Origin of the sequence: Lacticaseibacillus chiayiensis (assembly GCF_004123795.1) — a bacterium.
Taxonomy (GTDB): Bacteria; Bacillota; Bacilli; order Lactobacillales; family Lactobacillaceae; genus Lacticaseibacillus; species Lacticaseibacillus chiayiensis.
Genome location: NZ_MSSM01000006.1, coordinates 64,523 through 78,233, shown reverse-complemented (window position 1 = coordinate 78,233; position 13,711 = coordinate 64,523). Strand labels below are relative to the sequence as shown.

The 13,711-nt window shown below is 50.7% G+C and carries 11 protein-coding genes and 1 tRNA gene; 8 read left to right on the top strand and 4 right to left on the bottom strand.

The window, feature by feature from the left end; genetic code table 11:
* Positions 1–44: 44 nt before the first annotated feature.
* Complete coding sequence (locus tag BVJ53_RS03785) at positions 45–2,573, bottom strand: excinuclease ABC subunit UvrA (RefSeq protein ID WP_129301224.1); 2,529 nt, start codon at positions 2,571–2,573, stop codon at positions 45–47.
* A gap of 153 nt (positions 2,574–2,726) precedes the next feature.
* Positions 2,727–3,143 (bottom strand): MarR family winged helix-turn-helix transcriptional regulator, encoded by a 417-nt coding sequence (locus tag BVJ53_RS03780; protein ID WP_129301223.1) that lies wholly within the window; start codon positions 3,141–3,143, stop codon positions 2,727–2,729.
* Positions 3,144–3,279: 136 nt separating this feature from the next.
* On the opposite strand from BVJ53_RS03780, the gene BVJ53_RS03775 reads away from it, so the two are divergent.
* The 4 genes from BVJ53_RS03775 (at position 3,280) to BVJ53_RS03760 (ending at position 6,106) form a co-directional block, all read left to right on the top strand.
* Positions 3,280–3,924, top strand: a complete 645-nt coding sequence (locus tag BVJ53_RS03775) for an HD domain-containing protein (RefSeq protein ID WP_129301222.1) — start codon at positions 3,280–3,282, stop codon at positions 3,922–3,924.
* A gap of 149 nt (positions 3,925–4,073) precedes the next feature.
* A tRNA-Thr gene (locus tag BVJ53_RS03770) sits at positions 4,074–4,146 on the top strand.
* A gap of 182 nt (positions 4,147–4,328) precedes the next feature.
* A complete protein-coding gene (locus BVJ53_RS03765; RefSeq protein ID WP_129301253.1) occupies positions 4,329–4,976 on the top strand; it encodes a CPBP family intramembrane glutamic endopeptidase in 648 nt (215 codons plus the stop codon).
* 158 nt (positions 4,977–5,134) lie between these two features.
* Positions 5,135–6,106, top strand: coding sequence for a TDT family transporter (locus tag BVJ53_RS03760; RefSeq protein ID WP_129301221.1), 972 nt, complete (start codon positions 5,135–5,137; stop codon positions 6,104–6,106).
* A 24-nt stretch (positions 6,107–6,130) separates the two neighbouring features.
* On the opposite strand, the gene BVJ53_RS03755 is transcribed toward BVJ53_RS03760, so the two are convergent.
* A complete protein-coding gene (locus tag BVJ53_RS03755; RefSeq protein ID WP_129301220.1) occupies positions 6,131–6,955 on the bottom strand; it encodes a LysR family transcriptional regulator in 825 nt (274 codons plus the stop codon).
* A gap of 72 nt (positions 6,956–7,027) precedes the next feature.
* Between BVJ53_RS03755 and BVJ53_RS15445 the strand changes: the two genes are divergently transcribed.
* Positions 7,028–7,156, top strand: coding sequence for a hypothetical protein (locus BVJ53_RS15445; protein WP_263932526.1), 129 nt, complete (start codon positions 7,028–7,030; stop codon positions 7,154–7,156).
* A gap of 33 nt (positions 7,157–7,189) precedes the next feature.
* On the opposite strand, the gene helD is transcribed toward BVJ53_RS15445, so the two are convergent.
* Complete coding sequence (gene helD, locus BVJ53_RS03750) at positions 7,190–9,478, bottom strand: RNA polymerase recycling motor HelD (protein ID WP_129301219.1); 2,289 nt, start codon at positions 9,476–9,478, stop codon at positions 7,190–7,192.
* A 153-nt stretch (positions 9,479–9,631) separates the two neighbouring features.
* Here helD and BVJ53_RS03745 point away from each other — a divergent pair, with 153 nt between their 5' ends.
* The 3 genes from BVJ53_RS03745 to BVJ53_RS03735 are packed head-to-tail and all read left to right on the top strand — an operon-like array spanning position 9,632 to position 13,451.
* Complete coding sequence (locus tag BVJ53_RS03745) at positions 9,632–11,164, top strand: ABC transporter permease/substrate-binding protein (RefSeq protein ID WP_129301218.1); 1,533 nt, start codon at positions 9,632–9,634, stop codon at positions 11,162–11,164.
* A complete protein-coding gene (locus tag BVJ53_RS03740; RefSeq protein WP_129301217.1) occupies positions 11,164–12,120 on the top strand; it encodes an ABC transporter ATP-binding protein in 957 nt (318 codons plus the stop codon). Before BVJ53_RS03745 ends, BVJ53_RS03740 begins: the two co-directional genes overlap by 1 nt.
* A 5-nt stretch (positions 12,121–12,125) precedes the next feature.
* Positions 12,126–13,451, top strand: coding sequence for a dihydrolipoyl dehydrogenase family protein (locus BVJ53_RS03735; RefSeq protein ID WP_129301216.1), 1,326 nt, complete (start codon positions 12,126–12,128; stop codon positions 13,449–13,451).
* Positions 13,452–13,711: the final 260 nt, after the last annotated feature.

The window sequence follows — 13,711 nt, the reverse complement described above, 5'->3', positions numbered from 1 at the left end:
AAATTGGCTCTAGAGATTATCTCTGGAGCCAATTTTGTTTGTCCTCATTTAACTTGAAAAGCCGCCAGATGTGCCGCTAAATATTTGGCGGTTTCGCCTTGGCCTTGGCGGGCGATGGCTTGCGGCGTTCCGGCAGCCATGATCCGGCCGCCTTCAGCCCCGCCTTTTGGCCCTAAGTCCAAAACATAGTCGGCGTTGGCAATGACATCTAGGTCGTGCTCAATGGCAATGACGGTTGCGCCGGTTTTTAAAAGTCGTTGGAAAACCGCCACCAGCGTTTGGACATCAAGGGGATGCAACCCAACGGAAGGTTCGTCGAAAACGAATAACGTATCTTTTTGGGAACGGCCCATGTGTGCAACCAGTTTGAGTCGCTGCGCCTCACCACCTGATAGTGTGGGCGTGCTTTCGCCTAAATGCAGATAGCCAAGCCCCATGTCGTGAAGTGTCTGCAGCGTGTGGACGATTGCCGGTTCATCCTTGAACACCTTGAGTGCGGTATCCACGTCGAGATCCAGCAGGTCGGCAATGTTGCGGTCGTGCCATTTGATTTTCAAGACCTCAGGATTGTAACGTCGACCATGACAGGTAGGGCAGGTTTGCTGCATATCCGGCAAATATTGAATGTCCAGATTAATCACACCGGTGCCGCCACAAGTGGGACAAGCACCCGCCTTGACGTTATAGGAGAAGTGACTGCTGGTATAATGCTTGGCTTTGGCATCTGGCAAAGCTGCGAACAGATAACGCAGGTGATCGAGAATGTCAGTGTAGGTGGCAACAGTTGAACGCACATTCTTGCCAACCGGCGTGGCATCAATGGCGACCACGCGTCGGATGCCGCCATTTTTGAGATCGCGGACAAAAGTCGGGCCCGGCTGCTTCTTCGTTGTCGACAATGCCGGGACTAACGCGTCGAAAATGAGCGTTGACTTGCCAGCGCCGGAGAATCCTGATACCACGGAGAAGCAGTTAATCGGGAAGCCGACATGCAAGTTGTGGAGGTTGAAGCGATCGGTCACGGTCAGCTGTAACTGCTTGGCCTTGGAAACCGCTTCGGCACCAGCTTGCGGGCGGACAATGAGTTTGGTTTTGCCGGTTAAAAATGGTGCAATTAGTGACTTTGGATTACGGCTGATCTCGGCTGGATCGCCTTGATCGAGAATGCGCCCGCCGTCAACGCCTGCACCCGGACCGATTTCAACGATGTGATCGGCAGCGTTGATGATCGCCGTGTTGTGATCCACGACAACCAGTGAGTTACCTTGATCAACCAAGCCATGCATGACTTCCAGTAAACCGGCAACATTGGCAGCGTGTAACCCGATGGAAGGCTCGTCGAGAACATAAAGAACGCCGGTCGTTTCGGTACGCAACGTCCGGCTGAGTTGAATGCGCTGCAATTCACCGGTGGATAGCGACGCGGCGGCTCGGCCTAATGTCAGGTAGCTCAGACCCAAATCCATGATTGGCTTGAGCAGCTGCGTCAATTCCTTAATGATATCGTGCGCCAGCGCCTGCATATTTTCAGGTAGCCACTGGTAGATTTTCGGGATAAAGGCGGAAAGCTGCGTCAGGGTCATATTGCTGACCTGTGCGATGTTTTGATCAACCAAAAGTTGTGACAACAGTTTTGGCGCGAACCGGCTACCATGGCAGGTGGGGCAGACACCGAATTCATAAAACCGATTCAGGCGCTGGATCGCGCGTTCATTCTTGGTGGTGGCTAAGGAGTCTTCGACCGCATTGAAGGCATTTTCGTATTGTGCATGGTCCATGTGGAAAACTCTGCCTGTTTTGCTGGGAATGTTAATGGCATACTTTTTGCGAGGCCCGTGCCATACCTGTTCCTGCTGGTCTTTGGGCAGATCCTGGAAGGGGGTATCGATGTCGATGCCGATTGCTTGGACAACGTAAGGCATGAAGTTCCGGCCGGGCAGTCGCCATGATGCAACGGCGCCTTGGCGAATCGTCAGCGTTTGGTCGGGGATAAGACGATTGGCCGCCAGCGTCCGCGCTTGACCCGTGCCGCCACAGGTTGGGCAGGCGCCGGTTGAGTTGAAGGCAAAATCTTCTGCCGCAAAGGCCATAAAGTGAACCCCGCAAGTCGGGCAGGTAATCATGCCCATCCCGCTTTCACCATCATTAGGAAGATCCATGGCTTTGGCAATATCAAGTGTCGGCGGAACGCGGTGGCCATTTGGGCAAACGGGTGAACCGAGACGGGAAAACATAAGCCGAATCACATTTAAGGCTTCCGTGGCAGTGCCGACGGTTGAGCGAATGCCAGGCACAACCGGTCGCTGTCTGAGCGCGATCGCACTGGGAATATGCTTGACCGAATCGGCCGCCGCCGGACTCGTCTGACCTAACCGCCGACGCGTATAAGTCGATAAGGCGCTCATATACCGCCGCATGCCTTCTGCGTATAAAACGCCCATCGCCAGCGAACTTTTACCAGAGCCTGAACGACCGGTAATCGCCACGAGTTTGTTTAAGGGAATATCTACGTTAAGGTGCTTCAAGTTATTGACATAGGCACCGCGAACACTGATATGATCTGGAATTGCCATCGAATCAGACTCCTTTGCGGGATTTAGTAAACTGCTTAAGGTTGAGTGAGATATCACTATGAGTTCATTGTAACGCAGTTGAGAAAATACGAAAAAAGCCTCACGCAAGCACTGCGTAAGGCGGACTCAGATTGTCAAACGCGACCGATTGGCTTATTCTTCGACTGCAACACCGGTGGCCTGGCTGAGCAGTTTGATGAGTCTCAGGTATTTCTTTTCACCCAGTTCATTGTACAGACGCTTAAGGTTCTCCATGTATTCCGGACCTAGATCTTCGACCGCATCTTGTCCCGCCTCGCTGAGGACGAGTTTAAAACTGCGGTAATCGTCTGGGTCAGGCTGCTTATCAAGCAACCCGCGGTCAATCAGCGGTCCACTGGCTTTAGTGATGGCAGCTTTGGTGACATGCATCTCCTTAGCCAGACTCGTTGGTGTTTTCGGTGTCAGATCCGTGGCCATCCAGAATAGCAGGTTTTGCTGATTCAATGGAATGTCCGAAGATGACACAGGCGAGAAAAGTCGATGGAATTGGTTAACCGATTGACTCGCCGACAAACAATGCTTTTTCATTTTAAAGTTCCCCCTTTTGCATAACCTCTTTATACTTTTAGTATGAACTCTTGAGGTTAAGCCACGCAACAAATAGGGTAGCTTATCGGTTAATTAGTTCAGGTAATCACATTCAAAAAATTGGAAGGTGCGTAACATGATTGATTGGCAGGCGTTGACAGCCTATGCGCGCTCCGTTTCCGCCCAGGATCACAGTGGTCACGGCTTTGACCACATTGAGCGGGTGATCGTGATGGCAAAGCGGTTGGCCGCCGAAACGCCAGGCGTTGATTCGGCCGTCGTTGTCGCGGCAGCCACGATGCATGACACTTATGACGACAAACTGGTTGACAATGCTGCTACGGCAAAATCAGCGGCGAACCATGCGATGGCTGCAGCCGGTTTGACGGACGAACAGATTCAAGCAGTTATCGCAATTATTGACCACATGTCCTTTAAAGCTAACTTAGGAAAGCACCAAGCATTGTCTTTAGAGGGGCAGCTTGTCCAGGATGCAGATCGATTAGATGCGATTGGCGCCATCGGGATCGGCCGCGCGTTCATGTACGGCGGTGCCCATGGTGGTCGCATGTATGATCCGGCGCTGGCACCGCGAACCGCCTTAACGCCAAGCAATTATCGGGACAAGGATAGTACGGTTATCAATCATTTTTATGAAAAGTTGCTGAAGCTGAAAGATCAGTTGAATACCTCGGCGGCCAAGCAACTCGCCGAACATCGGCAGCAGGTTATGGAAGATTTTTTGGCGGAATTTAAGGCTGAGTGGGGTGGGGAGCGATAACTGGCAACAGTGATCACGCTTGGTTGTTGCTGAAGGCCGGGATAAGAATGAGCAGCAATCCAGACGACTTTTTCCAAAAAAAGGCTTGCGGGTGCTTGAGATTTAGTGTACATTAATTAGGCAGTTGTTTTTAAACAACCGAAACATTTGCCGTCTTAGCTCAGTCGGTAGAGCGCATCCATGGTAAGGATGAGGTCGTCGGTTCAAGCCCGATAGACGGCTGCAAATGAAGTTGCCTGACAGGTCAGTTGATCTGTTGGGCTTTTTTTCTACCCTTACAAGGGTGGAACACGAATACCCCTTATGAGAACCTGCGCGGCTTTGCAAAAAGCCAAGATTTTGGTAACTCAAGAATTACTGGTATCATGAAACAGCAACGACTCGCCCCAGAAAGGACGTTAACTTTGAAAATATTCCATTCTTTTTTACAGGTATTAGGTGTCGGCATTGGGTTTATTTTGTACTCATTTGCTGAATTGGCACTAGTTCGCGGGGAAGCGGCTTGGGGTGCTTATGGCGCCATTGGGGCGTTTGTCATTTCGTTTGGGGTTTTGATTGGCCTGTTAATGTTGGTTTATCGCCGCTGGTATCGGCAGCAAGGCCCCTTGACGGTGAAGCATCCAGCTGCCGTCATTTGGCAGGGAATCGGCTTGCTGTTCCTCATTCAGCTAACCAATTCGCTGCTGATGAACTTTTTGCATACCCCGCAGGCAGCAAATCAGAGCAATTTGCTTCATCTGGTGAAGACTTATCCTTTGGGCATTAAGTTACTGGCTGTGGTCGGAGGGCCGATTGTTGAAGAGTACCTTTTTCGCGGCTTGTTGATGAACAGCTTCGGCTCGTTGCGGAAACGTGTCTGGCAGTGGGTCAGCATTTTAGTTAGCGCCTTTACGTTCGGTTTTGCGCACGTTGTCGGGTCACGGATTGACTACAACCTTTTCATTTACGCAGCGCTTGGTGGTGTCTTGGCCTGGACCTATCTGCGAACCCGCGATATGCGTTATTCGATTGGGTTACACATGCTTAACAACGCCACGATCCTACTAGTTTGAATTGTGTGCAGACTGAAAAACGTTGACGGTCGGTTTTGCGGCTGACCGTCAACGTTTTTTCAATGTCATTCAGTTTCTGAATATTAACGATGCAATAGATTCATTTAGCTGTCGCCGGCTATTCTTGTTAGACTCAATGGCATGCAAAGGAGGCTGACATGAGAACATTTTTGAAAAAAGTACCGTTACCAATGGCCGGCTTGACATTAGGTCTGGCATCATTAGGAAATTTATATAAACTAGCTGGGTGGCAACTGGTGGGGGATGTCACCGGCGTTGTGGCGCTTTTGCTGTTTGCAGTGATTTTACTTAAACTTTGCCTAACGCCGCTTCATGCTGTCAAAAGTTTACAAGATCCGATTATCGCTTCGGTGTCGCCGACATTTTCGATGACGCTCATGATTTTGTGCACCTACTTCACCGCCTGGGGGATGCCGGTACAAGTGGCGACGATTGTGTGGATGATGGCGGTGCTTATTCATTTTGGCTTGATGGCATTCTTTCTGTCCCGGCACTTGCTCACGCAACAAAAAGCCTGGCACATGATTTACCCGAGTTGGTTCGTCACGTTTGTCGGATTAGGCGTTATTCCGGTGACCAGTGCCCAATTTGTGCCTGCTTTGGGGCAGCGGCTTTTCTGGATTGCATTTGTCCTGTATGCAGCGTTATTTCCCGTGGTCGTGCATCGCGTGCGTGTGGTGCCATTACCAGAGGCTACCCAACCGTTGCTGACCATCATGGCGGCACCGGCCTCGCTGTGTTTGACCGGTTATCTCGCCAGCTTTAATCAGCCTAGTTTTTGGTTTGCGCTTGACATGTTGATCTTTGCCCAGAGCTTATATTTTGGCACGCTATTCAGCATTCGCCAGTACACCCGGTTGTCGTTTTATCCAAGCTTTGCCGCGTTTACGTTTCCGCTAGTCATCTCCGCGACGGCGTTAACACGTTTTATCGCCATTTTTGCGAGAACGGGTGCTGCTCATAACCTGTTAAGCGTGGTGCAGTGGAGTGAATGGCTGGTTGCGACGTTGATGCTGGTATTCGTCACGGGTCATTACCTACGCTTTTTGCACTTAAATGTTCGCGCTACCTGGCAGACCCAGCGAGCGCCGCGGAATACGACTGATTAATCAGCTAGTGGTGATGGCGGTTGTTTAGTCGACCTTGTTGGCTAAACGCTGGATCGTGTCCAGCATAGCTTGCTTGTGCGGCCAGTGAGCATCAGGGTTTTGCAACAGATAAAAATGCCGGCGAAACTTTGCACCGATAGTTTGCTGCGGCACTTCTTGGGGGACGATTCGATCCGAAAGCAACGCCTGACCGACCTTGTTTTGCACTAGTGCTCGCAGCATGCTGTTATTGTTAACGGTCATAAGGTGATCCGGCGTGATACCAGCTTCTTGGAGATAGGCAGTTGTGTAATAGCGCATGCCGGAGCCTTCCTCGCGCGTGAGCCAAGTACCGGTGGACCAACCTGCCACCACCAATTGATCCGCACAAAGCGTGGTTCTAGTTGCACCTTTTAACGTCAACGGTTGTTCGATGAACCCCAAATCGAGCCGCCGTGCCTCCATCTGCTTGACTACTTGGAGCGAGTTCAAAACAGCAACATTAAATTCTAGAAAAGGGAAGGCTGCTTTCAATCCGCGTGCCAAGTCAGGGAACAAAACAACGGCGACACTTTGTGAAATGCCGATATTCAATTCAACCGAAGCAGTTGCAGTGGTGTTTTGCATGGCTTGCTTAGTTTTATCCCAGTCAGCAAGCATGTTGCTGCTGAATTCATAGAGGATATCAGCCGCCGCTGTCGGAATGGTGGCACTGCGTTTGTTACGCTCAAAAAGCGAAACATTCAGCTCATGCTCCAGTTGGTGAATGTGATGTGAGACAGTCGGCTGACTGGAAAACAGCTGCTCGGCTGCCAAAGAAAAGCTGCGGGTTTCATAAACCGCCATGAAGGTTCGAAGCAGATTGAACAAAGCATTGCCTCCGGTTTTTTTATTTAGAACGTTGATTAAAGAGCTTTCATTGATAAGCTAGCATAATATTAGTTGCAAAATCAAATCGGCGCTAACGATCAGGATCAGTCATCGTTAGTGCCGATTCTTGTAAGTATTACAAAGTTGGTGGAACAAGATCTTAGTGCCAAGCCGGAGATTGCGGAGTTTGGTGCGGCATAGAACTCTGAGCCCAGCCATGGACAGTCGAAGCTACTAAACCCTTGCCTCCGATGCATCGCCAGCGTGCCGATAAAGATCAGTCGGCAATGCCGTGATCAGCGGACTGGGCTCGTCCAGCGCGACTAGGTTTAAATGGTGCAACGCGCGGGAGCAGAGGGTGTAGAGAATATCGCGATCAGCTTCATTTTGGTAGGTCGATGCAGAGACATCCCAACCCACGACCGCATCGAATTCAAGTCCCTTGGCCAAGTAAACCGGCAGAATGACACAACCGCTTTTGAGGCTGTGATCGTTTGCGGACAATAGCGTAACTGGCGTATCGAGCTTGAGCGTCGTGTAAAGCTGATCGGCGGTTTGGGCGTCCTTGGTTAAAATCGCCACGGTACCGTCAGCGGTTAACAGATGCGTGACCAGCTTGGACAAAGCCGCGGCTGCATCCGCGCGCGGAACCGTCAGCACTTCCGGTTTGTCGCCAGCGCGATTGAAGGATTGAATATGCTCGTGTTCAGGCAACAGAGCCTTGGCAAAATTAGTGATTGGCTGTGTTGAACGATAGCTCTTGTTTAATGTGATGAGCCGAATTTTGTACCCCGCAAAGACATCTTTGATTTCGTGAATGAAGTCACTCGGCTGATAGTTGCTGGTAAAGACATCCTGCTTGGCATCGCCCAGCAAGGTTAACTTGGCTTTAGGGAAAGCGTGCTTCAGATACAGCAACTGCGCCATACTGAAATCCTGCATTTCATCGACAAAAACATACTGAATGAGACTGTTTTGGCCGCTGCCAGTGCTAAGATCGCGCAGGTACAGCAACGGTGCCGCATCCTCCAAGCGCAGGTGATGCGATTCAATCCCATCGGAAAAGGCCGTGATCATGGTTTGCCAAATCGCGTCACTGACCGGGGCGTCAAGCTGCGCCATGAAGTGCTGATAGTCTTGGAATACATCATAAAAGTGATCGTTGTATAGCGCATCATAAATTGGCGCGAACGCCTTGGATACAATGGCCTCCGACACAAACTGTTGCTCGTCTTCACCGGTCGCGAATTCATGCTCGGCGGTCAGGGTTTCCAATTCGCTTTGCGATAAGTCAGAAACCTGAAGTTGTGCCCAATCTGCCTTGGCTTCTTCGTGAATGCGTACGTTCAGTCGTTTGATCAAAGCATTTTTAGTCGCTGTGAACTTATCGACCGGCTGCATCAATGTCGGTTGGGATTGGTAGATTTTAGCAATCTCAGTGGCAGAGAAGAAAGTTTCGCCATTAAATTCAACATCAATGAAGTGCGGTGTGCGATCCGGCTTTTTGGCAAAGTCATAAATGGCTTCCAAGTAACTCGGAGCTTCCTTGAAGCGGCGAATGGTTTCGGCAGCTTTCGGCAACCCCGCCGCGTCGTGCTCATACCGTTCAAACAGTGTTTCGACATGCAGGCCGGTGAAGCGGTTGGCCAAGAATTCAAACAATGTTGCCTGGCGCATGTTCTTTTCACCGAGACTCGGCAGCACTTGCGAAATATAATTGGCAAATAGGCGGTTAGGTGAAAAGAGCACCATTTGGTCGGCATCCAGATCTCTGCGGCTGTGGTACAGCAGGTAGGCAACTCGCTGCAGCACAGCACTGGTTTTGCCGGAGCCGGCGACACCTTGGACGACGAGTAAATCGCTTGACGTATCGCGGATGATGTCGTTTTGCTCGCGCTGGATCGTAGCGACGATGTTTTTCATGTATTCGTCCGATTGATCGCCAAGGACAGATTGTAGAATTTCATCGCCCACGGTTTCGTTGGTGTCAAACATAGTTTTGATATGACCGTGTTCAATCTGAAATTGGCGCTTGTTTTTCAAAACCGCATGCTGTTCTCCGGCAGGCGTGTCGTAGGTGACATCGCCAAGTGTGCCATTGTAGTAAATGGAACTGATCGGCGCGCGCCAGTCATACACCAGAAAATCGCCATTTTCATCAATGAACGTTGCTGTTCCGATATAGAGGGTGTCAGGCTCGCCGTCTTCATCGATGTCAATGCGGCCAAAATAAGGATTGTCCGCCAGTAATGTCAGCCGATCGCCCTCGTGTTTGAGGATCGTTTCGTTTTCAACGGCCCGCGCAACCATAACCTTTTGCTGCTGAACGGCGGCATTGGTTTCCATTTGATCATCGACTTCGGTGACGTTGACTTTCGTGTTTTCACCATAAGCCCGTTCGATGCGGCTGGTCTCGCGGTGCGCCGCTTCGATTTGCTCATGAATAGCCGCTAACCTTGCCTTTAGCTTCTCGATAACCGCCGTAACGCGTGCTTGTTCTTCCGCTTTGGTTGCATTTTTCATCAAACGGCGCTCCTCTCTGTGTTTAAAATAGTGTGGATAATCTTACGCCCGGTAGCCCGAAAAGTAAAGTAAAGCGGTATAACGGACGCGTGTTGTTGTAGCGGAAATCAAGGTGGTACACTTAGACATAATCGAGTGAAATGGAGGTAAGACATGGCTGATTTATGGCGGACAGTTGCCGAGCGCCACGGCGAATTGCTTAATGCTTTGGGACAACATATTGAAATATCCTTGACTGCACTTATTATAGCGGTCGTGATTGCTATTCCGCTGGCTGTTTGGGTGCAGACACATTCAAAAATCGCGGCAATTTTACTTCAGGTCACTGGAGTTTTGCAAACAATTCCTTCGTTAGCTTTGTTAGGATTATTGATTCCTTTCGTCGGTATCGGCACGGTGCCGGCGATCATTGCTTTGGTCGTTTACGCACTGCTGCCGATTTTTCAAAATACCTATATCGGGCTGCAGGATATCGATCCTTCATATGAAGAAGCTGCCGATGCATTTGGGATGAGTCGCCTGCGCAAACTGTTTAAAGTCGAGTTGCCGATTGCGTTGCCAGTCATTTTATCTGGCGTGCGCACGGCGATGGTGTTGATTATCGGAACTGCCACGTTAGCCGCTTTGATCGGTGCAGGTGGACTGGGAACGTTTATTTTGCTGGGAATCGATCGCAACGATGCTGCGCTGACCTTGATGGGCGCACTGGCTGCGGCTTTGTTGGCCATCGTCTTCTCGTGGTTGTTAAATCTGATGCAAAAAGTGAATTGGAAACTGAGCGTGGGGGCTGTGGCCATTGTTGTTTTTGGCTTAGTCGGCACGCAGGTATACAACTGGGCGACGGCGCCTAAAGAAACGATCACCATTGCCGGTAAGCTAGGCAGTGAGCCGGATATTCTGATTCACATGTACAAGGATTTGATACAACAGGCTGACCCTGATGTGCAGGTGACGTTGAAACCGAATTTTGGCCAGACGAGCTTCTTGTACAACGCGCTGCGAACCGATAAGATCAACATATACCCTGAATTTTCCGGCACCGTGCTGGAAAGCTTGACGAAGCCGACTGCCGCCCAACAGAAGCAAGTGGCAGCAGGCAAGAATAATTATCCGCTGGCCCAGCAACTGCTCGCGAAGCAAGGGTTACGCTATCTAAAACCAATGGCTTACAACAATACTTACGCGTTGGTTGTCAAGGCCAGTTTTGCTAAACGCTACCAGTTAAAGACCATCAGTGATTTAGCCAAAATTGCTCCGTCGATTCGTGCCGGCTTCGACTTGGAATTCATTGATCGCCAGGATGGGTATAAAGGCATCAAGCAGAAATATGGCCTCCAGTTTAAAGTCGATTCAATGGATCCGTCGCTGCGATATCAGGCATTGGACCGCGGACAGATTAATTTAACTGACGGCTACACGACAGATGCGCAATTGCGCCAGTATCACCTTGTCGCTTTGAAGGATGACAAAGGCTTGTTCCCGATTTATCGCGGTGCGCCGCTCATGCGCAGTCGTTTTGCCGAGGATCATCCGCATCTGGTCAAGGCGTTAAATAAGCTGGCGAACCACATCACCGAAAAGCAGATGCAAGATATGAACTATGCGGTCAGTGTCCGCCGCGAAAAAGCCGCCACGGTGGCACATCGTTACCTTATCCGGCATGGTCTGTTAAAGGAGGCACGCTGATGGCACTGATTAGCTTGGAACACGTGACCAAAGCCTACGATGGCAAGCCGGTGGTTGACGACTTGAGCCTGAATGTGGAGCAAGGCGAGCTATTTGTCTTGGTCGGAACCTCTGGGAGCGGCAAAACCACCACGTTGAAAATGATTAATCGCCTGGTTGAGCCAACTAGCGGCACCATTAAATTTGCCGGCAAGCCGCTCACCAGTTACCCGATTCGCGATTTGCGGTGGAATCTAGGCTATGTTTTGCAACAAATTGCGTTGTTTCCAACCATGACCGTTGCGCAAAACATTGCTGTGATTCCGGAAATGAAAGGATGGTCGCGGCAAAAAATTCGTCAGGCAACCGATGAACTGTTGACCATGGTTGATTTACCGCCAGCCGAATATCGCACTCGGATGCCTAGTGAGCTTTCAGGTGGCCAGCAACAGCGGATCGGGATTTTACGCGCGTTGGCATCACGGCCTAAAGTCGTGTTGATGGATGAACCGTTTTCCGCTCTTGATCCGATTTCACGAACCCAACTGCAGGACATGTTACTGCAGCTGCATCGTGCTATGAAAACGACTGTCATTTTTGTCACCCATGATATGGCGGAGGCAATGAAGCTAGGCGATCGGATCGGTGTGATGCACAGCGGGAAGCTCTTGCAGGTCGACACGCCAGAAGCGATTGCGACCCAGCCGGCGAATGATTTTGTGGCCGATCTTTTCAAGGGAGCGCAGGCCAATCAAGGATTGCAGGTAACCCTCAGTCAGTTGGCCCCGTTTGCGGTCAAAGTGACAGCCCGGCATACGGTCGGCGGCAACCTGACCTTAGCGGAGGCGCTGCCGCTGTTAGACGCACATGAAACGTTGCAGGTGCATACTGACCACGGTTCGTTTGTGGTCAATACGCATAGTGTGGTTGCTTATCTGGCAAGCGCATTTGTTGATCAAAATACAGAAACGGAGTGATCGTAATGGCATATGATTATGACACGATTGTCATTGGCGGTGGCCCGGGCGGCTTAGCGGCTGCTTATGGTCTCGCGGCGCAACAGAAGGTATTAGTCATTGAAGGCGATTTATGGGGTGGCACCTGTCCCAACTACGGCTGTGATCCGAAAAAGATGCTGTATCGTGGTGTCGAAGTGAAAAATGCCGCCTTGCGGATGAACGGCTTGGGGATTAGCGGAACGGCAAAAATCGATTGGCCGTCCTTGATGGCATTTAAGCGTGGCTACACAAGCGGTATTCCGGCCGGGACATTGAACGGCTTAACCCGCACCGGCATTAAAACGTTATATGGCCGGGCACAGTTGCTCGGCGAACACGCCGTTAAAGTCGGCTCCCAAAATGTCACCGGTGAACATATTGTCATCGCAACGGGTCACACGCCGCGCTTTCCGGATATCCCCGGAGCCAATTTGTTGAAAACAAGCCGCGATTTTCTGGACTTAGATGAGCTGCCGACCAGCATCGCGTTTATCGGCGCCGGTTATGTTAGCGTCGAGCTTGCTAATATTGCAGCCGCTGCTGGTGCGGAAGTGCATATCATCGGACACTCCGATCGTCTGTTGCGGGCTTTTCCAAAAGTCGCCACCGAAGCGTTGAAGCAGCTGTTGATCAAGTCTGGCATTCATTTTCACCCTAATGTTGAACTCACGAAAATCAGTCCGCTCGGTACGATGACGCATCTGCATGCGGATGATTTTGACATGAATGTCGATATGGCGATTACAGCCATGGGTCGCATTGCTAATGTTGCTGACCTCGGTCTCGCCAATGCCGGTATCAAGGCTGATACTCGGGGGATTCCGGTTGATGATCATTTGCGTACGGTCGTTCCTAATATCTATGCGCTTGGCGATGTGAACTTGAAACCGCAACCGAAATTGACGCCAGTTGCCGGATTTGAAGGGCGTTATGTGGCTAGCCAGATCTTGGGTAGCCAGGAACCGATTCATTATCCTGCGATTCCGACAATTGTCTTTGGACCGACCGAGCTTGCCAAAGTTGGCGTAGCGCTTGAAGACGCAGAAGCTGCGCCTGATCGGTATCAGGTGGTTCATAACGATACCACTCAATGGTACACATATCATCGGCTGCAGGATCCGGATGCACAAGTATGGACGATTGTCGACAAAACAACCGGCAAGCTCGCCGGTGCCGTCGTACTCGCCAGTTTGGCAGAAGATCTAATCAACACCTTCGCAGCAGCCATTGATGCGGGTAAAAAACCGGCTGAACTTAATCAGATTTACGCTTACCCGAGTGCGCAGAGTGACTTGCAGTATTTGTTTTAAGCTAGCGCTATGAGTTGACATTGTATTTATAGTTGGCTAATCTAAACTCATATTCACACAAGCGATGAGTAGCCTATCTAAAAGGTCTCCAGAGAGTCGGCGGCGTTGTGAAGTCGATGGCCGGGATAGGTGAAGTTGGGTCGCTTGCGTTTTGTTCGGTGGGTGCGCCTTAAGCCAAGAGAGGTCCGCAAGTCGGACAAGTTAGGTGGTACCGCGCTCAGGCGTCCTATGTTGCAATGACATGGGGCGTCTTTTTTTAC

Coding starts and splice junctions, on each gene's coding strand:
- BVJ53_RS03780 (WP_129301223.1), bottom strand. CDS start 3,143: ATGAAAAAGCATTGTTTGTCGGCGAGTCAATCGGTTAACCAATTCCAT.
- BVJ53_RS03740 (WP_129301217.1), top strand. CDS start 11,164: ATGGCACTGATTAGCTTGGAACACGTGACCAAAGCCTACGATGGCAAG.
- BVJ53_RS03785 (WP_129301224.1), bottom strand. CDS start 2,573: ATGGCAATTCCAGATCATATCAGTGTTCGCGGTGCCTATGTCAATAAC.
- helD (WP_129301219.1), bottom strand. CDS start 9,478: ATGAAAAATGCAACCAAAGCGGAAGAACAAGCACGCGTTACGGCGGTT.
- BVJ53_RS03735 (WP_129301216.1), top strand. CDS start 12,126: ATGGCATATGATTATGACACGATTGTCATTGGCGGTGGCCCGGGCGGC.
- BVJ53_RS03745 (WP_129301218.1), top strand. CDS start 9,632: ATGGCTGATTTATGGCGGACAGTTGCCGAGCGCCACGGCGAATTGCTT.
- BVJ53_RS03760 (WP_129301221.1), top strand. CDS start 5,135: ATGAGAACATTTTTGAAAAAAGTACCGTTACCAATGGCCGGCTTGACA.
- BVJ53_RS03775 (WP_129301222.1), top strand. CDS start 3,280: ATGATTGATTGGCAGGCGTTGACAGCCTATGCGCGCTCCGTTTCCGCC.